The organism is Agrobacterium sp., assembly GCF_032092815.1.
Lineage (GTDB): Bacteria > Pseudomonadota > Alphaproteobacteria > Rhizobiales > Rhizobiaceae > Agrobacterium.
Map to the genome: position 1 here is coordinate 32,655 of NZ_DAMDBP010000032.1, position 18,123 is coordinate 50,777.

At 55.0% G+C, this 18,123-nt stretch carries 18 protein-coding genes and 1 pseudogene; 5 read left to right on the top strand and 14 right to left on the bottom strand.

Annotation, left to right across the window (positions count from 1 at the left end; translation table 11 throughout):
* Nucleotides 1-185 (top strand): annotated as a pseudogene (locus RT613_RS17260) (MOSC domain-containing protein); the annotation flags it as partial.
* 28 nt (nucleotides 186-213) lie between these two features.
* Here RT613_RS17260 and RT613_RS17265 read toward each other — a convergent pair.
* The gene (locus RT613_RS17265) at nucleotides 214-654 is read right to left on the bottom strand and encodes a GNAT family N-acetyltransferase (protein ID WP_313617307.1); all 441 of its coding nucleotides are present in this window, start codon (nucleotides 652-654) and stop codon (nucleotides 214-216) included.
* 160 nt (nucleotides 655-814) lie between these two features.
* Between RT613_RS17265 and RT613_RS17270 the strand changes: the two genes are divergently transcribed.
* On the top strand, nucleotides 815-2,029 hold the full coding sequence (locus RT613_RS17270; protein ID WP_313617309.1) for an MFS transporter: 1,215 nt from the start codon (nucleotides 815-817) through the stop codon (nucleotides 2,027-2,029).
* A gap of 5 nt (nucleotides 2,030-2,034) precedes the next feature.
* Here the strand turns inward: RT613_RS17270 and recO are convergent, their stop codons facing one another.
* The 11 genes from recO to rpoZ all read right to left on the bottom strand — a co-directional run bounded on the left by recO (nucleotide 2,035) and on the right by rpoZ (nucleotide 10,929).
* Nucleotides 2,035-2,796, bottom strand: a complete 762-nt coding sequence (gene recO / locus RT613_RS17275; RefSeq protein WP_313617311.1) for a DNA repair protein RecO — start codon at nucleotides 2,794-2,796, stop codon at nucleotides 2,035-2,037.
* Between the two features lie 65 nt (nucleotides 2,797-2,861).
* Complete coding sequence (locus RT613_RS17280; RefSeq protein ID WP_313617313.1) at nucleotides 2,862-3,254, bottom strand: response regulator; 393 nt, start codon at nucleotides 3,252-3,254, stop codon at nucleotides 2,862-2,864.
* Nucleotides 3,255-3,373: 119 nt separating this feature from the next.
* Nucleotides 3,374-4,126 (bottom strand): Crp/Fnr family transcriptional regulator, encoded by a 753-nt coding sequence (locus RT613_RS17285; RefSeq protein WP_313617315.1) that lies wholly within the window; start codon nucleotides 4,124-4,126, stop codon nucleotides 3,374-3,376.
* 90 nt (nucleotides 4,127-4,216) lie between these two features.
* Nucleotides 4,217-5,164 (bottom strand): GTPase Era, encoded by a 948-nt coding sequence (era, locus tag RT613_RS17290; RefSeq protein ID WP_313617317.1) that lies wholly within the window; start codon nucleotides 5,162-5,164, stop codon nucleotides 4,217-4,219.
* A gap of 9 nt (nucleotides 5,165-5,173) precedes the next feature.
* The gene (gene rnc / locus RT613_RS17295; protein ID WP_313617318.1) at nucleotides 5,174-5,893 is read right to left on the bottom strand and encodes a ribonuclease III; all 720 of its coding nucleotides are present in this window, start codon (nucleotides 5,891-5,893) and stop codon (nucleotides 5,174-5,176) included.
* The gene (lepB, locus tag RT613_RS17300) at nucleotides 5,890-6,633 is read right to left on the bottom strand and encodes a signal peptidase I (protein WP_313617320.1); all 744 of its coding nucleotides are present in this window, start codon (nucleotides 6,631-6,633) and stop codon (nucleotides 5,890-5,892) included. Before lepB ends, rnc begins: the two co-directional genes overlap by 4 nt.
* Before the next feature lie 125 nt (nucleotides 6,634-6,758).
* Nucleotides 6,759-7,163, bottom strand: a complete 405-nt coding sequence (acpS, locus tag RT613_RS17305; RefSeq protein WP_313617322.1) for a holo-ACP synthase — start codon at nucleotides 7,161-7,163, stop codon at nucleotides 6,759-6,761.
* Nucleotides 7,160-7,738: a DUF2062 domain-containing protein gene (locus RT613_RS17310; RefSeq protein WP_409558843.1), complete on the bottom strand. Its 579-nt coding sequence runs from the start codon at nucleotides 7,736-7,738 to the stop codon at nucleotides 7,160-7,162. Before RT613_RS17310 ends, acpS begins: the two co-directional genes overlap by 4 nt.
* Before the next feature lie 90 nt (nucleotides 7,739-7,828).
* Nucleotides 7,829-7,975: a DUF3563 domain-containing protein gene (locus RT613_RS17315; RefSeq protein WP_313617325.1), complete on the bottom strand. Its 147-nt coding sequence runs from the start codon at nucleotides 7,973-7,975 to the stop codon at nucleotides 7,829-7,831.
* Between the two features lie 188 nt (nucleotides 7,976-8,163).
* Entirely contained in the window at nucleotides 8,164-10,398 is a 2,235-nt protein-coding gene (locus RT613_RS17320) for a bifunctional (p)ppGpp synthetase/guanosine-3',5'-bis(diphosphate) 3'-pyrophosphohydrolase (RefSeq protein ID WP_313617327.1), read from the bottom strand.
* A 135-nt stretch (nucleotides 10,399-10,533) separates the two neighbouring features.
* A complete protein-coding gene (gene rpoZ / locus RT613_RS17325) occupies nucleotides 10,534-10,929 on the bottom strand; it encodes a DNA-directed RNA polymerase subunit omega (protein WP_313617329.1) in 396 nt (131 codons plus the stop codon).
* A gap of 294 nt (nucleotides 10,930-11,223) precedes the next feature.
* On the opposite strand from rpoZ, the gene RT613_RS17330 reads away from it, so the two are divergent.
* Together RT613_RS17330 and RT613_RS17335 are read left to right on the top strand one after the other, a co-directional pair.
* Nucleotides 11,224-11,793, top strand: a complete 570-nt coding sequence (locus RT613_RS17330; RefSeq protein ID WP_313617331.1) for an NYN domain-containing protein — start codon at nucleotides 11,224-11,226, stop codon at nucleotides 11,791-11,793.
* A 449-nt stretch (nucleotides 11,794-12,242) separates the two neighbouring features.
* Entirely contained in the window at nucleotides 12,243-13,742 is a 1,500-nt protein-coding gene (locus tag RT613_RS17335) for a globin-coupled sensor protein (RefSeq protein WP_313617333.1), read from the top strand.
* Nucleotides 13,743-13,834: 92 nt separating this feature from the next.
* Here the strand turns inward: RT613_RS17335 and smpB are convergent, their stop codons facing one another.
* Nucleotides 13,835-14,317, bottom strand: coding sequence for an SsrA-binding protein SmpB (smpB, locus tag RT613_RS17340; RefSeq protein ID WP_313617335.1), 483 nt, complete (start codon nucleotides 14,315-14,317; stop codon nucleotides 13,835-13,837).
* Nucleotides 14,318-14,453: 136 nt separating this feature from the next.
* A complete protein-coding gene (gene dapA, locus RT613_RS17345; RefSeq protein ID WP_313617337.1) occupies nucleotides 14,454-15,338 on the bottom strand; it encodes a 4-hydroxy-tetrahydrodipicolinate synthase in 885 nt (294 codons plus the stop codon).
* A gap of 278 nt (nucleotides 15,339-15,616) precedes the next feature.
* Here dapA and RT613_RS17350 point away from each other — a divergent pair, with 278 nt between their 5' ends.
* Nucleotides 15,617-17,695: a transglycosylase SLT domain-containing protein gene (locus RT613_RS17350; protein WP_313617339.1), complete on the top strand. Its 2,079-nt coding sequence runs from the start codon at nucleotides 15,617-15,619 to the stop codon at nucleotides 17,693-17,695.
* The last annotated feature ends 428 nt before the right edge of the window (nucleotides 17,696-18,123 follow it).

An 18,123-nucleotide genomic window follows, 5' to 3' on the forward strand; every position in this document is an offset into this window, starting at 1 on the left:
CGCGGGATGTCGCCTCCCCGATGAAGGCCATGGGGCGCCTGCGCATGTCTGCAGACCGGCGTGTACCCGGCCCGCTCTTTGGCTGGAATGTCACCCCGCGTGGCGAAGGGCAAATTGCCGTCGGCGATACGGCAATCATCATCGAAAGCCGCAATGAAGGCTGGGCGATCAAGAAACGCGCCTGAGCACTGAACAGTCAATCAGGAGCGCGGTTTAACCGCGCTTCTTTTCATAGCGCACATCACCCTTGTCGTCGGTACCGACGGCCACCCAGTTGCGCCGCTGATAAAAGCCATTTGCACGGATATCAGGTGAGGCATCCGTTTCCAGCCAGATGGTTTCATGGGTGGCAAAAAGCGCACCCTCTGCTTCATCCATCAAAAGATTGCCCAAACCCTTGCCTTCGAAGGATGGTTTGACGAACAGCGCAAACACCGAAGCATCCTCAAAATCCACCATGGCAAAGGCGGCGGCCTGTCCGTCCACTTCGGCGATCCATCCGCATGTTTCGCTTTCCAGCGCCTCGCTGACCACCTCTGGCGAAATGCCACGCTCCAACAACTGCTGGTGGGAGAGATGGTTCTGCGTCACGCTGGTCCGGATCTCGAAAATTGCATCAACATCAGTCGAACGGGCGCGGCGAACAACGGTCATCGGCAAGAAATTTCTTTTTAATTACAATGCATAGTACAGGCGTCTCTTCTGACAGCAAAAACAGCATTCATCAATGCGCATTATGCGCAACCTCAACAAAACTGATTGGCGCAAAAATATGATGAAAGCTAATATGGGGCTCTATCAGGAGATAATCTGAATGCCCGATTCCCTTCGCCAGCCGATGCCCTGGCTCATCATCATTGCCGGATCGCTGATCGCTGTCATGACATTTGGCCCGCGCTCCGCCATGGGCTTTTTCCAGTTGCCGATGTTACAGGACACCGGTTGGGACCGCTCGACGTTTGGTCTTGCCATGGCCTTCCAAAACCTGTTCTGGGGCATTGGCCAGCCATTCTTTGGGGCGCTTGCCGATAAATACGGTACTGGTCGCGTGCTTATTCTGTCTGGCATTCTTTACGCCAGTGGTCTGGTGTGCATGTCGTTTGGCACGTCGCCGTTTTGGCTGCATTTTGGTGGCGGCATACTGGTTGGCCTTGGCATTGCTGCCGGCTCATTCAGCGTCATCCTGTCGGCTTTTGCCCGCAACGTGACGCCGCAGCAGCGCACCATGGCTTTCGGCATCGGCACGGCTGCTGGTTCGGCCGGCATGTTCCTGTTTGCCCCGATCAGCCAGGGCCTGATCTCTGCCTATGGCTGGTCTTCAAGCCTTGTCTACATGGCGGCCATGATGTTGGTTGTGCCACTGCTGGCATGGCCACTGCGTGGCAACTCCACCTCCGGCACACAGTCACAGGCACAGTTCAAGCAGACAGCCGGTGAAGCCCTGCGTGAAGCGCTTGGCCATAAAAGCTATCTTCTGCTGACCACCGGTTTCTTCGTTTGCGGTTTTCAGGTGGCATTCATCACTGCACACTTCCCGGCCTATCTCGGTGATATCGGGATCGAACCACGTTATGCGGTGATTGCCATGGCGCTGATCGGCTTTTTCAACGTCATCGGCTCATTGGCGGCAGGCTACATCAGCCAGCGTTACTCCAAGCCCTATTTCCTGGCCTATATCTATATTGGCCGTTCCATTGCCGTCACGGCCTTCCTGTTGCTGCCACAGACGCCAACGACCGTGGTGATCTTTGCAGCTGTCATGGGGCTGTTGTGGCTTTCCACCGTTCCGCCAACCAATGCCCTGGTCGCCATCATGTTCGGCACACGCCATCTTGGCATGCTGGGTGGCGTGGTGTTCCTGTCCCACCAGATCGGCTCGTTCCTTGGTGTGTGGATGGGCGGATATCTCTACGACATCCTCGGCTCTTATGATCTGGTTTGGTGGCTGGGTGTCGGCATGGGAATCTTTGCGGCCATCGTTCACTGGCCAATCCGCGAACAGGCCGTCGAGCGGCCAGCACTCGCCTGAGGCGTTCAAACGGCCTTGTCGAGGGCCGTTTGTTCCGTTGCCAACAATGCCTTTAATGCCGCCTGGACGAAACCGTCGCGGGCGGCATTGTCATTCAGACCACGTGGTTCGTAGACATGCCGGTTGAGGAAATGCCCGGTCAGGCGGAAAGCGGCGGTCAGGCTTTCACAGGTCGCCGCCACCCTGCCCTCATGGCCAAGAAATGGCGGCAGCAGCAGCATGCGGTCCGCATAGGGCAAACCGGCAGCGCGGCAAACGGCACGGCCGGTCTTGGGTGAAACATAGACCAGCTCATTTCGCGTACCAGTCGCGGCACATTCCGTCAGATCCAGGCCAAAACCCAGATCGTTCAGCACGGCAAGTTCAAAGCGCACGAACAGTTCACCAGCATCGGCCGGATTGGCCATGTTTTCCAGGATGACATTCATCGCTTCAAACAGATGCGGGTGCGGATCACGCTCTGGCAGAAGCCGTAAAAGCGCGCCCATGGCCTGCACACCGTAAACGGCAGTCGCCGTTTCCATCAATTGGGCAGCACGCAACCGCAACGGCTCCATGCGGTATTCACCCATATGGTCATGCAGGCGTGCGCGCCAGGTCACATCCACCAGATTGCCCGGCTGCAACACCGGCTGCATGCTGCGGGAGCGGCCGGAGCGCACCATGCCCAGATGTCGGCCACGCGAACGGCTCATCACCTCGGCGATAACACTCGTTTCGCCGTGGCGTTTCACGCCAAGAATGATCGCCTCGTCCTGCCACTGCATGGAATTAACTGCCGCATTGCTGATTCAACGTAGTTTACAGCATCGCTTGCGAAAGCGGAATTGGCTTAAGGCTCCTTCATATCCAGCCTTGCCGCCTTTTCGTGGTCACCCAGCAGGTTAGCCACGAAGCTTGCGAACTCACCATCATCAAAGGGTTTGCCCAGCACAAGTGATTGCTTCAAATCGTCGGGGAAACCGCTGGTATCGCTGTAACCGCTGATAAAACCGAAAGGGATTTGACGCGTGGCCAGATCACGGGCCAGATCAAAGCTGGTTTCGCCTGATATGTTCACATCAAGCAAAACGCAATCATAGTCGCCTTTTTCCAATGCCAAAACGGCACCAGCCAGCGACGTTGCGATATCAACCGTGTCAAACCCCATGCCAAGCAAGGTCGTCTCGATATCAAGCGCGACGAGATATTCATCTTCCAGCACGAGAGCCCGTTGCCGCACCATATCTTCTATCTACCCTCACGCGTATGCCCAGCACCTCGCAACACTGCGAACCCGTTTTATGGAATCGCAAATGTGGACACCGACGTCATTTAAAAAAGACATGTCGTAAGGTGATAAGGTCAGATAAATGGCCGGGCCTTTTTGCCGTTGCCATCCCAGCCGGCGAGGTCAGCCAATCCCTTTTCATCAAGCACCAGACAGCCACGATCCGTCCAGCGTAAGAGATTACGATCCGACAGCTTGCGCAGGGTCTTGTTGGTGTGAACGATGGAAAGGCCAAGCGTATCTGCCACGTGCTGCTGGGTCACCGGCAGCGTATCGTCCTTGCCGACAAGATTGACGGAGCGTGCCTTGCTGTAAAGAAAGGCAATCAGATAGGCAGCGCGTTCAAGCGCGGTTCGCCGCCCGATGCTGAGCAAGTGGCTGTCCAGCATGCGTTCTTCGCTGGCAGCAATCCAGGTAAGGTCATAAGCAAGTGTCGGATGATCGGTGAAAAGATTGTTCAGCCTGCCCCGTTCAAACACGCACAGGGTAACCGGAGACAGCGCCTCCACAGAATGCTGCATTTCTCCCATGACCGTGCCTTGCAGGCCGACAAGGTCGCCCGGCATGACATAGTTGAGGATTTGGCGGCGGCCATCTTCCAGCGTCTTGTAACGAAATCCCCAGCCATGCAGCACCGTATAGAGGTGGGCGCTGTGTGATCCTTCCATCAGGATCAGCGCGCCGGGTTCGACAGACAGTTCCCCCGTCTTAAAGCGGGAAACGAAAGCCAGTTCTGTGTTGGAAAAATCCCGGAAATGCGGCATCTGCCGCAAGGGACAGTGTTCACATGGGGTGGTTGAGGATCCAGCTGGACTGCGAGGGGTCATTGATTCTCAAAACGGTTGGGAACAATTGAGTTATGCGAGTATCAACCCGCACACTCAAAAATTGTTCCAACCATTCGTTGAAAAGCTGGCTTAACCCTTGGGGAATTCCAGACCCATTTCGCGGAACCGCTCGGGGTCATTGCCCCAGTTTTCACGGACCTTCACGAACAGGAACAGATGCACGGTCTGCTCCAGAATTTCCGATAGTTCCTTGCGCGATGCGGTGGAAATGGCCTTGATCGCCTCACCGTTCTTGCCAAGCGCAATCTTCTTCTGGCTGTCACGCTCGACATAAATCACCTGCTCGATGCGAACAGAGCCATCCTTGCGCTCTTCCCACTTTTCCGTTTCAACATGCGAAGCGTAGGGAAGTTCCTGATGCAACCGCAGGAACAGTTTCTCGCGGGTGATTTCCGCCGCCAGCTGACGCATTGGCAGATCGGAAATCTGGTCTTCCGGATAATACCAAGGGCCTTCCGGCAGCTTGTCCGCGAGATAATCCATCAGGTCATCACAGCCGGAACCATTGGTGGCCGAGATCATGAAGGTGCGTTCGAAATTGACTTCGGCATTGGCAGCCGCTGCCAGTTTCAGAAGATCTTCGCGCTGAACCTGGTCAATCTTGTTGAGGCACAGAATCTTTGGTTGTGGCACATCCTTGAGACCGGTGAGAATGGCCTCAGCGTCGCCTTTCAGGCCGCGCTCACTGTCAATCAGCAGCAGGATGACATCGGCATCCTTCGCACCACCCCAGGCCGACGTCACCATGGCGCGGTCCAGCTTGCGGCGCGGCTTGAAGATACCGGGTGTATCCATGAAAACGATCTGCGCATTGTTATGAATGGCAATGCCGCGCATCACGGCGCGCGTCGTCTGCACCTTGTGGCTGACGATCGAAACCTTGGCGCCGACCAACCGGTTGACCAGCGTCGACTTGCCCGCATTCGTCGGACCAATCAGCGCGACGAACCCGGAATGGGTTGGGCCGGCAGCAACGGTTTCGTCGCTCTGGCCTTCGGTGTTTTCATGTTCGGTCATAATGTCCAATCAGTCTGCGGCGGGCGTTTTTTGCCAGACGCCTTCTCGTTCGAGTAATCTGGTGGCGGCAACCTGTTCGGCGGCACGCTTGGAGCGCTCAACGCCCGTTTCCGGTGCTACGCCGGGAATTTCCACGGTCACTGTAAAGCGCGGATCGTGATCCGGTCCGCTGCGATCGTCAACCCTGTAAGATGGTGTGACGGCAAAACGGGCATGCGCCCATTCCTGCAGCTCGGTCTTGGCATCCCGACGTCCCGCATCGATGCGGGTTGCACGCTTTTGCCAGAACTTCAAAATGAAGCGGCGTGATGCTTCCAGACCACCATCGAGATAGATCGCGGCAATCAGGCTTTCCACCACATCGGCCCGCACGTTGAGCATGCTTTTGCCCGTCAGCTTCTTCACATCGGCGCCGGTGCGAATAAAATGATGCAGGCCCATTTCATCGGCTATGGCGGCGCAGGATTCGGCGCTGACAAGCTGGTTCAGGCGAACGGACAGTTCGCCTTCTGCTGCAGAACGGAAGGTGGAGAACAGAAGTTCTGCAACACACAGTCCCAGAACGCGGTCGCCCAGAAACTCGAGGCGCTCATAGTTTCCGGCAGATGCGGAGCGGGCGCTTGCATGGGTCAAGGCGCGATCAAGTCGCGCCTTTTCCGTAAATACGTGGCCAATCAGCTCCTCGATGCGGCCAATTTCCTCTGCCGAAAGAGGTTTTGCCTTGCTCATTCCACGACCTTGAACAGTCTATCCCAACGCATGTTGGCAGGCCATTTCCAGAATTCGCGGAACGACGTGTCATTGCCCAGCGAGAAGAAGATGATGCTGGCGCGACCGATCAGGTTTTCAGCTGGCACGAAACCAACGTCAAAACGACTGTCGAGAGAGTTGTCGCGGTTGTCACCCATGAAGAAATAATGGCCTTCCGGAACAACGAATTCACGGGTGTTGTCGCCGCGCGAATCCTGCACCTGATCCAGCGTGTCAAACGAAACGCCATTATCGAAAGTCTCACGGAAGACCGGAACATCCGACCCCGGATCCAGACGGTAATCCGAGGTGAAGGTGCCATCGGGCTGCTTTGGAACAGGCTTGCCATTGATGAACAGCACGCCATTGGTCACCTGAACGCGGTCGCCCGGCAGACCAACAAGACGCTTGATATAATCAACTTCAGGGTTTGGCGGCAGGCGGAACACGATGATGTCACCACGCTCTGGCTCGCTTGCAAAAATGCGTCCCGAGAACAGGTTTGGCGAAAATGGCAGCGAATATTTCGAATAGCCATAAGAGAACTTGTTCACGAACAGGTAGTCACCCACCAGCAGCGTCGGCATCATCGAGCCCGACGGAATGGTGAACGGCTGGAACAGAACTGTACGAATAACCATGGCAAGCAGCAGCGCCTGCACGATAACCTTGATGTTTTCCCAAAGGGCGTTCTGCTTCTTTTCAGCTTTATCGGACACTTAAAGACCTGCCTGCTCGTTCCTAAAATCGAAGACTTCTCTAGAGCCTTTCCAGCGTAAAGGAAAGTATTCTGTTTGGCAGCCGGAGAACGGACGCCATGGCACCCGGCTCGCACCGCCATTTATCAAGGTTTTATCGGCCTTGCCTCGATAATCACAAATGCCTGAGCGTATGGGAACTCGTCCGTAATCGTCAGGTGAATGAAAGCCTCGTGGCCTTCGGGCAGCAATTTTGCCAGATGTTCCCCTGCCCCGCCACTCAAGGCCATGGTCGGCTTGCCGCCCGGCAGGTTGACAACTCCCATATCGGCCCAGAACACGCCTTGGGCGAGGCCGGTCCCCAGAGCCTTGGAACAGGCTTCCTTGGCTGCAAAACGCTTGGCGTAGGACGCTGCCCGGTTTTTTCGGCCATCGGATTTGGCGCGCTCAATTGGCGTGAAACAGCGATGGGTAAAGCGCTCACCAAAACGCTCAATCGACTTTTCGACGCGGCGAATGTCGATGAGATCGCTGCCGATGCCAACAATCATGCGGAAATTCCTGTGTCATTACGGGGAAGAGAAACCGTTTGCGGCATGACCTGCAAACGCTGGCGGCGCATGGCGCGCATCAGCACCAACACACCGAAATAGGCAATGGTTGCGCATATCAGCGCTGGCACCGCTGAACCGACAACCATCGGCTCCAGCACAGGCCGCCAGATCTGGCGAAAATCCATGTGATGAAGAAGGGATTCGAAATTAAGATGCTCAACGGTGGCAGCACCCTGCCGACCCAAAAGCAGATGGCCTATTTCCCATGTCGACGCCCAGATGAATGGCAATGTCAGGGGATTGGCTATGGCCGTTCCGAGGGCGGCAGCCACGAGACTGACCCGCAATACAAAACCGATCGCCAGAGCGAGAAGAATATGGACACCGAGAAATGGCGTCCACGCAACGGCAACACCGATGGCAAAGCCTGCCGCAACCGAATGCGGCGACGCCGAGAGGCGTGAAAGTCGCAGCGCCAGATAGCGAAACGAACGCTTGAACCCCTTGCGCGGCCAAACCAGCGCGCGCAATCTTTCCACAAATCCAGCAGGTTTTTTCCGGCGAAATGGCATCTGGTCAGTTTATTGCATCGTCTCAAAACCGCCAAGCGGTGTTTGTTACGAAATACAACCCTTCAAAGCCCTGCCGTAAAACCGTTTGGATTAGCGACGGAACAGGCCACGATCAATTTCGCGCTGACGAAACTCAAGATCAACCTGCGACATCGAAGCATTGAGGTAGTCGAACTCGCGTTCCTGAACAGTCTTACCACGAACAGCACGAGCAATCTTGCGAATTGGGTTAAACATAATCTTGTCCTTTTCTTCAAACCGGCGCCGCGATCATTTTCCGCTGGCTCGCCGTGAACTTTGTTTCTGTATTCTGAAAAGGAATATAGTCGTGCACGGGCAACTTGACTACAGACATGAAAACGCCGCTGATATGCACCCAATGCATATCAGCGGCGTACAAGTCTATTTAGAGTGCAAATTCTGCCTCAATCGAAGGCACGAGTGACAGTTGATACGCAATCCAAGTCTTTAAGCTGCGACTGGAGCTGGTTGAGCTGACGCAAATCCCAGACTTCAACATCCAGCGACAGCTCGGAAAAGTCCGTACCGATGCGGATCATGTTCAGACTGCGAATATTGACATCCAGCGTAGCTATGGACTGGGCAACCGATGCCAGCGTGCCGGGCTCATTGAGCGCATTGATCATCAACCGCGCCATGAACCGTGATTTGTTGGCTTCATCAAGGTCCCACCGCACATCGATCCAGCGTTCCGGCTCATCATCGAACCGCTGAAGGGCCGGTGACTGGATCGGGTAGATGGTAATGCCCTTGCCCTTTTCCATGATACCGACAATCCGGTCACCCGGAACTGCACCTGCGGCCCCGAAATGCACATCGACATTGCCGGACAGACCACGGATCGGCAGTGGGTCCGGTCCTTCGGCGATTTCGGCGGCGCCATCGTCCTCAAGAACCGACCGTGACTTGCCGGGGATTTTGAAGACCATGCCGGAGGCACTGCGCATATTGAACCAGCCATCGTCGCCATTCAGCTTCACGGTGACGCGCTCATCCTGATAATCCGGATAAACCGCGCGCAACACGTCGAGCGACGACATCTCGCCGCGGCCGACCAGCGCAATGGCGTCCTCAACATCCTTTTGTGCCAGACGATGCAGAGCTGGCTTCAACGCGTCGCGCGAGAAGACCTTGCCGGCACGCTCAAAGGTGCGCTCGAGGATACGATAACCGAGGCCCGCATATTGCTTGCGGATGGCCATGCGGGTGGCACGGCGAATGGCGGCGCGCGCCTTGCCAGTCACCACGATTTCTTCCCAGGCGGCAGGTGGCACCTGTACGCCGGAGCGAATGATCTCCACCTCGTCGCCGTTGCTGAGGCGCGTCACCAGCGGCATGATACGGCCGTTGATCTTGGCGCCAACGGTGGTGTCGCCAATGTTGGTGTGAACCGCATAGGCAAAATCGATGGGCGTTGCGCCGCGTGGCAGCGCAATCAGCTTACCCTTGGGCGTAAAGCAGAAAACCTGGTCCTGGAAAAGTTCGAGCTTGGTGTGCTCCAGAAACTCTTCCGGATTGTCCCCTTCCGCCAGCGCCTCAATAGTGTGGCGCAGCCAGGAATAAGCGTTGGATTCCGGCGAAAGCAGATCGCCCTCCCCGTTCTCACCATCCTTGTAGAGCGAATGCGCGGCGATGCCGAACTCGGCGATTTCATGCATGCGCTTGGTGCGGATCTGCAGCTCGATACGCTGGCGAGACGGACCAACGATGGTGGTGTGGATTGAACGGTAATCGTTTTGCTTCGGTGTAGAGATGTAATCCTTGAAGCGGCCGGGCACCACGCGCCAGCGCGTATGCACGATGCCGAGCGCACGGTAACAGGACGAAATATCATCGACCAGAATGCGGAAACCGTAGACATCGGAGAGCTGCTCGAAGGACAGCGACTTCGACTGCATCTTGCGGAAGACAGAATAGGGCTTCTTCTGCCGGCCCTTGACCATGGCACCGGTGATACCATTGGCAACCAGGAGATCGCGCAGCTCGTCCTCGATCTTCTTGACCAGACCCTGGTTGCGCTCTTCAAGCTCGCTCAGCCGTTTGGTGACGGTCTCGTAGGCTTCAGGATTGAGATAGCGGAAGGACAGATCCTCCAGTTCATCACGCATATCCTGCATACCCATGCGGCCAGCAAGTGGCGCATAGATTTCCATGGTTTCTTCGGAGATGCGGCTGCGCTTGTCGGCAGGCATATACTCCATGGTACGCATGTTGTGCAGGCGATCGGCCAGCTTGACGAGCAGAACCCGCACATCGTCGGAGATGGCAAGCAGCAGCTTGCGCAAGTTTTCGGCCTGCTTGGCCTTCTTGCTGACCAGATCAAGCTTCTTGAGCTTGGTCAGGCCTTCCACGAGGCGGCCGATATCCTCGCCGAACAACTCGTCGATTTCCTGACGCGTGGCGCTGGTGTCTTCAATCGTGTCATGCAGGAGGGCAACGGCGATGGTGGATTCATCGAGGTGCATCTCTGTCAGGATGGCGGCAACTTCAAGCGGGTGCGAAATGTAGGGGTCACCATTGGCACGCTTCTGCTGGCCATGTTTCTGCATCGCATAAACATAGGCCTTGTTCAGCAGCGCCTCATTCGCATCCGGCTTGTATTTTTGAACTCGCTCAACGAGTTCGTATTGCCTCATCATTGGAAACCAACCGCCATTAAAAAGAAAGCGCGCCAACCTGTTAGATTGGCGCACAATTCTGCATCATATGGGATCAAATTATGACAGCAAAGATTTACAGACGGTAACCGCCTGCCCTGGCCGACATAAAGAGAATCAATAATCGTCGCTTTTTTCCGGCGCAACGAGGCCTTCGATGCCAGCCAGCAGATCCTCTTCCGACATCTGGTCGAATGTGATTGCTTCTGGCTGATCGTCGTCTTCGACGTCGGACGATGCAGCATTTGCCGCAACGGCAGCTGGATCGGGTTCTGGCTCATCCACTTCAACATGCTTCTGCAGCGAGTGGATCAGGTCTTCCTTGAGGTCGTCAGGAGACAGGGTTTCATCAGCAATCTCGCGCAACGCCACGACCGGGTTCTTGTCGTTGTCGCGATCGATCGTGATCTGCGAACCTTGCGAGATCTGCCGTGCGCGGTGGCTTGCCAGCAACACCAGCTCAAAACGGTTGTCTACCTTATCAATGCAGTCTTCTACTGTGACACGGGCCATTGCCTGTCCTTTGCGGTCGTTATATCGCTTGTATGCTTGCCCGATACAGGGATTGGGCACAAAATTCAAGTTTTTCGTGAATTGCCGTCACTTTAGCATGATTTGCGCATTCTTTGCGCTTTTCGGTGAATTATCAGCCACAATTGACTTGGAATAAAGCTGAACCTCGAATAATGAACTTTATATGACGTGCTCATAATGTATGATGAGCCACTAAAGTGATTTGCTACAACCGGTTTTAAAAATCTCGGTCAGCACTTCTGGCCAGCATTTATGAGGAAGGACTAACCATACATGTTCGATCCCCGAGAGAAAATTGCTCTCTTCATCGACGGCGCAAATCTCTATGCAGCTTCCAAAAATCTCGGCTTTGATATCGACTACCGCAAGCTGCTAAAAGCTTTCCAGAAAAGAGGCTACCTTCTGCGTGCGTATTATTACACCGCACTCATCGAAGACCAGGAATACTCGTCCATCCGTCCGCTGATCGATTGGCTTGACTATAACGGCTACAAGGTCGTGACGAAGCCCGCCAAGGGGTTTACCGACTCCATGGGGCGTCGCAAGATCAAGGGCAACATGGACATCGAACTTGCTGTTGACGCCATGGAGCAATCCAGCACCGTCGATCACCTCGTCATCTTTTCCGGCGACGGTGACTTCACCACGCTTGTTGATGCATTGCAGCGTAGGGGTCGCAAGGTTTCCATCGTGTCGACCATGTCTACGCAGCCACCAATGATTGCTGATGACCTGCGTCGTCAGGCCGACCATTTCATCGACCTCGTCTCGTTGAAAGCGGAGATTGGCCGCGACCCGTCTGAAAAACCGCAACGTGTTACCGAAGGTGCAATTCAGGAATAAAATCTTGTTCTGGAATTTATACTTCACACTCACAAGACCGCACCGTCGAAAAGCATAAGGCTTGGGCAGTGCGGTTTCGTTTTCTACAGCGCCGTTGTTTTTGAATTTCTGATTTTATTGCATGTGCGAATATCGCATTATCTTTAAAACCTGCAACATTCATGAAATAAAACTAAGAACACCTAGAATTTGCCCAAAATAAAATTCTTCCGAAATTTTTTTTTGACTTCATTTAACGCAAAATATTCTTGCTAAGCATTCAGCAAGACAATTCGCACTCACGAATATATGAGTTTTGCGCAATTCAATCCGTAGAAAATGACGGATTTTCCTTGCCGGCAGTTATATCACCGAATCCTATGTTAGGAATTGATTAAGCCTAATTGTGGCCTTGTCATTTCATGGGACCGAGAGAATTTTCTCCGCGGGTAAATGAACGAGTCAAATTGATGAGCGGCAAGCAAAACAACTATCAGGCACTGGAAGAACGGCTTTCCTTTTTGGGGATAGGCGCTAACCAAAAGCGCGACCTTCACAACATCATGCCTGTGATTACAGATTCGCTGAGCGGCTCTCTGGACGCATTTTACAGCAAGGCAAAAACGGTCCCCCATACGGCCAAGTTCTTCGCCAACGATGCGCATATCGCCCATGCCAAAAGCATGCAGGTCAAACATTGGTCCCGCATCGCAACGGGCCGGCTCGATGAGGACTATGTGCAGGCGGTGAGCGCCATCGGCCGCACCCATGCCAAACTTGGGCTGGAACCGCGCTGGTACATTGGTGCCTATGCGCTTGTCGTTGAAGGTATCGTCAAGGCGTTGATTGAAAATCAGCTGAAAGGTTTTCTCTATGACAGCAAGGCCAAGGCGTTGACCCGCGACATATCCGTGGTGCTCAAAGCCGCTTTGCTCGACATGGATTACTCCATTACAGTTTACCTTGATGCACTGGCCGAAGAGCGCGAAAAAGCCGAAGGCCAGCAGCGCCAGATGAAGGAAGAGCAGGAAAATGCTCTTGATGTTCTCAACCTTGCGCTGAATAAATTGGCCGGCGGCGACCTCGCCACCAAACTTGATGCAACGCTTGCTGCACAATTTGAATCGCTGCGTGATAATTACAACCAGGCCATCGGCAATCTTTCCAAAGCATTCTCCGATATTGTTGCAGAGACACACAAGATTTCCGCCAATACGCGCGAATTGACGACGTCGACAGACGACATGGCGCGCAGAACGGAACAGCAGGCTGCCGCACTAGAAGAAACCTCAACGGCAATCGAGCAGATCACCACCATTTCCCGCCAGTCTGCCCAGCGTACACGCGAGGCGGAAAACATTGTGCGCAGTTCCGCCCAGGAGGCCAACAAGTCTCGTGATATCGTTGCCGAAACCGTTCACGCAATGGGCGCGATCGAAGAATCGTCGCAAAAGATTACCCAGATCATAGGTGTGATTGACGAAATCTCCTTCCAGACCAACCTTCTGGCGCTCAATGCTGGCGTTGAAGCTGCTCGCGCTGGTGAAGCCGGAAAGGGATTTGCGGTGGTTGCGCAGGAAGTTCGTGAACTGGCACAGCGCTCGGCTTCTGCCGCCAAGGAAATCAAGACCCTGATCGACAAGTCCTTTGCTGATGTGTTGCACGGCGTTTCTCTCGTCAACAAGACAGGCGAAGCTCTGCATTCCATCGGTGAAAAGGTGGACAGCATTCAGGAGCATATCGGCGCGATTTCGACGGCCGCACAAGAGCAGGCTGCCGGCATTCAGGAAATCCATACTGCCGTTACCAGCATGGATCAGCTGACCCAGCAAAATGCTGCCATGGTTGAAGAGACCAATGCGGCAACCCATGGCCTCAGCGACATCAGCAGCAGCCTTGCCGATCTGGTCTCCCGCTTCAAGGTTTCGACGCAGATGAGCTATGAACAACCGGTCTACCGCGCAGCATAAGCTGTGACAGAACAAACAATAAGGGCGCCCAACACATGTTGCGGCGCCCTTTTTTATTTCGATATCAAGCCCGTTTTACTGGCAAAGTCATCCTATCGGGAATCACCCTTGAGAAGGCGAGACTTCTGGCGATTCCAATCGCGCTCCTTCTCCGTCTCGCGCTTGTCGTGCAACTTCTTACCCTTGCCCAAGGCAAGTTCCATTTTGGCGCGGCCACGGTCGTTGAAATAAATCTTGAGCGGAATCAGCGTCATGCCTTCGCGGTTGATGGCCGAGCGCAAGCGACCGATTTCGCGCTTGGTCAGCAAAAGCTTGCGGCGGCGGCGTGGCTCATGATTGAAGCGGTTGGCCTGCAGATATTCAGGCAGATGCGAATTGATGAGCCAGATTTCATCGCCTTCGTCAGACGCATAAGATTCGGCGATGTTCGCCTTGCCTTCACGCAGCGACTTGACCTCGGTGCCGGTGAGTACCAAGCCGACTTCATAGGTATCAATGATCTCGTAATTGAAGCGTGCCTTGCGGTTTTCCGCGACAATCTTCTTCACCGTGCGCTGACTGCCTTTGGGAGCCATGGTTTCCGATCCGCCTTTTGTCGTTTTTTTGTTATGTCGTCGCGTTGTGTGCGCAGACGGCTTTATACGCCTTATTTAGTGCAGGCATGCCGGAATGTGAAGGCGCGCCAAGTAAGCGCGCCTCACGCAATGCTAATCAGTTCATAAGGCCGGCATGTTTCAATGCCGCATCAATCGCACTTTCCGTTGCCGGCTCCAGTGCGCTCATCAGTGGCGAGCGCACTGTTCGGTTGATGCCACGAATTTGCGACAGCGCATATTTTGCACCACACACGCCAGGCTCCATGAAAATAGCCTTGTGCAGCGGCATCAGACGATCCTGATACTCAAGCGCAAGTTCATAATTTCCGGCCTGCATCGCGGCCTGGAATTCCGCGCTCAAACGCGGGGCAACATTTGCCGTGACAGAGATGCAGCCGACGCCACCATGGGCGTTAAACCCGAGGGCTGTGGCATCTTCGCCGGACAGCTGAACGAAATCCTTGCCGCAGGAGATGCGCTGCTCGGACACACGCTCAATCTTGCCGGTGGCGTCTTTGACGCCGACAATGTTTTTGTGTGCCTTGGCCAGCGCTCCCATCGTTTCCGGGCTCATGTCGATGACCGAGCGTGGCGGAATGTTGTAGATGACGATTGGCAGGTTCACAGCGTCGGCAATGGCCGAGAAATGAGAAAACAAGCCCTTCTGGGTCGGCTTGTTATAATAAGGTGTCACCACCAGCAGAGCATCCGCACCAACATCCTGCGCGTGTTTGGCAAGTTCGATGGCTTCACGTGTGTTGTTGGAACCAGCGCCTGCGATGACTGGAACCCGTTTATCCGCGACCTCCACGCACAGCTCCACGACACGTTTGTGCTCATCGTGGGAAAGGGTTGGCGATTCGCCAGTCGTGCCAACCGGCACAAGACCGCTGCTGCCTTCCGCGATCTGCCACTCAACGTGAGCGGCGAAAGCCGTTTCATCCACCGCGCCGGTAGCGGTAAACGGAGTAATGAGGGCGGGAATGGATCCCTTGAACATGCAAAGCTCCTTGCGACTGGCTATCCACGCTTCAGCCGCATTTCCATGGTTAAAACCGCCACACATTAGTTCCGGTCTTATCAACGGACAAGCATGCAAGGGCGCTATTTTCTGCTAAAAAGCCAAATGATGTGACAGTTTTATTTCTCAAACCGTCATCATCACGCCCTGACAGGCCGCTCAATGATAATTGATCGAATTTGAAGCGTTACGGTAAGGTTTCGTTAATGCAGCAGGCAGTTAATGGAAGGTGAATTTCCAAAGTTGTGAGTGACGGGATGAAAAAGACGGCGATAACCTTTTTGGCTGCCAGTTTGAGCGCTGGGGTGTGGCACGCTTTTGCCTCACCTGTGCCCGAGACTTCGCCCCTGCCCGCATCTGCGCCATTGCCCTATGTGCGCCCGAACACGCCAGCGCCTTTCGCTGCTCCCAACCCCGACATTATTACCGGTGCTATTCCCCGCACAAGCAGGCCTGGCGATGTCACAGCGTTGAAAACCGGGCTGGATGCTCTGTCATCGCGCGACGCTGCCCGCGCAATTGCAATTCGCAATGGATTGGCAGCAGACAGTCTTGATCGTCATATTCTGACCTGGGCAATAGCCGTCTCCGGCATGAAGGATGTTCCCTCCTCTGAAATTGCCACGGCGCAACGCGAGCTGAAAGGGTGGCCGGGCGTTACAACGTTCCGCGCCAATTCGGAGCGCGCGCTGCTGCGCGAAAACCCGCCGACCGCGCGGGTATTGGCGGCGTTCGGCAAAACCCAGCCTGAAACCGCGGAAGGCGCCATCATTCTTTCGCGCGCCCTGATGGCCAATGGTCAGTCAGCCGAGGCCGCGGCCAATATCCGCCGCATCTGGCTGCGTGAGGGCATGGACAAGGATCTTGAGGATCAAATCCTCAAGGAGTTTTCATCGTTTCTGACAACGAGCGATCATAAGGCCCGAATGGATTACCTCATGTATCGCAGCCGGATTAGTCAGGCCAAGCGATTTGCTGACCTTGGCAAGGCGCAGTCGCTTTACAAGGCATGGGCTGCCGTTCTGCAGAGATCCAGCAACGCCCCTGCGTTGCTCAACGCCGTTGATAAATCATGGACAGGCGATCCGACTTTCCTGTTTGCCCGCATCGAGTATTTGCGCAGCCAGCTCAAATATCAGGAAGCAGCCAAACTGCTCGAACAAATGCCGCGGGATAAGGCAAAACTCGTCAATCCCGGTGAGTGGTGGAATGAACAACGCATTATTGCGCGCGGTTTGACCGATCTGGGTGATTTCAGGCAGGCCTACCGGATTGTTGCCAACCATGCAGCGACCTCTGCGACTGACGTTGCCGATGCCGAGTTTCATGCCGGCTGGTATGCGTTGCGGGCACTAAACGACCCAAAAACCGCGGAAAAACATTTCCAGAAGCTGCTCGACACATCCAACCGACCACTTTCCGCGTCTCGCGCCTATTACTGGCTGGGCCGTGCAGCCGAAGCTGGCGGCGAGGGCAATGCGCGCGACTATTTTTCAAAGGCCGCCAACCATCCTGGCACCTTTTACGGACAGTTGGCTGCTGCACGAATCGGCGTCAAGACGCTTAACGTCACCTATCCAACGCCTAGCAATACGGACCGGCAGGTTTTCGCCTCCCGTGAAGCCGTACGTGCGATTGATCGACTGGAAGCGGCTGGCTATAGCTGGCGGGCTGACAGCCTCTACCGGGCGCTTTCTCAGCAGCTGGACAGCGCAGGCGAACTCGCTATCCTGGCGGCTCGCGCTGAACGCAATGGCAACCATCAGGTTTCGCTGCAAATCGGAAAGACAGCCTTTTCGCGCGGTATAGATGCTGCCGCCCTAGCCTATCCGCTTGGCGTCATTCCTGATAGCGCCAATATTTCAGGTTCGGGCAAAGCGCTGGCCTATGCCATCGCCAGGCAGGAAAGCGCATTCAACCCAGCCGCCATATCGCCGGCCGATGCCCGCGGTCTGCTCCAGCTTTTGCCGGGGACGGCGAAGGGCGTTGCCAGCCGCCATGGTCTGACCTTTACGCCAGCCAAGTTGACCAGTGACGCGGGATATAATGCAACGCTGGGTGCTCACTATCTCGGTGAGCAGATCGATGCCTTTGGCGGGTCGTATATCCTGACCTTCATCGCCTATAATGCCGGTCCTAAACGTGTTCCCGAGTGGATTACGCGATATGGTGACCCGCGTGGCAAACCGATTGATGAGGTTGTCGACTGGATTGAACGCATCCCCTTCCCTGAGACACGCAACTACGTGCAACGGGTGATGGAGAATTATCAGGTGTATAAAACACGCCTCGGCCAAAAATCCGATATCGTCTACGACCTGCGCAACGGCCGCTGATCTCGCTCAGGCCTTGTCCTGATTGCACCGCGCAAGCGCATGCTCAATGAATGCGTTTGCCTGCCTTAAAATTGCGACGGAAGGCGGTCTGTCTCGGCTGTGCGCGTCACTCAGCTACAAAAGCTTCAAGCTTTGGACAACCCTCGGCTTTTTTGGGGCCACCCCTTTGCCAGATCATTCTTGACACAGCTTAGACGGTCTTGGTGACTACTTGCACCGCTCGTCCAAACGTTGAACGAGCCATCGCGTAGCGATGTCTTAGTACCCGCTGGCGTACTGGGGAAATACCTTCCAAAACATAAAAGCCCGGCATTTCTGCCGGGCTTTCACTAATCGACCAGAGGTCAGATTAGAACGAACGGGTCAGACGAACCCAACCAGAAGTGTTGTCGTCGCCAACGTCTGGGCTTACGTAGTCAACAGTCGCA